Consider the following 630-nt stretch of genomic DNA (forward strand, 5'->3'; position numbering starts at 1 on the left):
AGAACTCAAACCACTGCAAGTGCTGATTCAAGTCAACACCAGTGGTGAAGATTCCAAATCTGGCGTTAGTGACGCAGAAATATTCGAACTGGCTGAGTTGATTTCTCGCCTTCCCAACCTCACTTTAAGAGGATTGATGTCGATTCCTGCGAACGTGTCAGACTACGACGCCCAGCTTCGTGAGTTCGAGAAGCTAGCGACACTGAAGCAAGCCCTTGAACAGCAATACCCAGAAATCGATACCTTATCGATGGGCATGAGTGGCGACATGACCGCTGCGATTGAAGCAGGCAGCACCATGGTTCGTATCGGAACGGCTATCTTTGGCGCGCGAGACTACAGCACGAAAAGTGAATAGTCATTTAAGAGCGAAAATGCTTAATTGATACCGCGATGAAACAGCGGTTAACGCAAAGCGGCGCCATTATACACCTGAGCGCACAATAAATCGTAAATATCATGATGGAAATCAGACAAATGGAACATAAAAAGATCGCCTTTATCGGTGCGGGAAACATGGTCAGAGCCATTGTTTCTGGCCTCGTGGCTAACGGCTACCCTGCACAAAACATTGTTGCAACCGCCCCATCAGAGGCGCGTCGTCTGCCGCTTGAGCAAGATTTTGGTATC

General features: G+C 48.4%; 2 protein-coding genes. Both read left to right on the top strand.

Annotation, left to right across the window (positions count from 1 at the left end):
- A partial coding sequence (locus tag R7O13_RS28245; RefSeq protein WP_318305371.1) for a YggS family pyridoxal phosphate-dependent enzyme occupies positions 1-358 on the top strand: 358 nt, incomplete at its 5' end.
- A gap of 119 nt (positions 359-477) precedes the next feature.
- Positions 478-630 (top strand): NAD(P)-binding domain-containing protein (locus R7O13_RS28250; protein ID WP_318305372.1); only part of this gene is annotated, 153 nt, incomplete at its 3' end.

It is taken from the genome of Vibrio sp. Y176 (assembly GCF_033438945.1).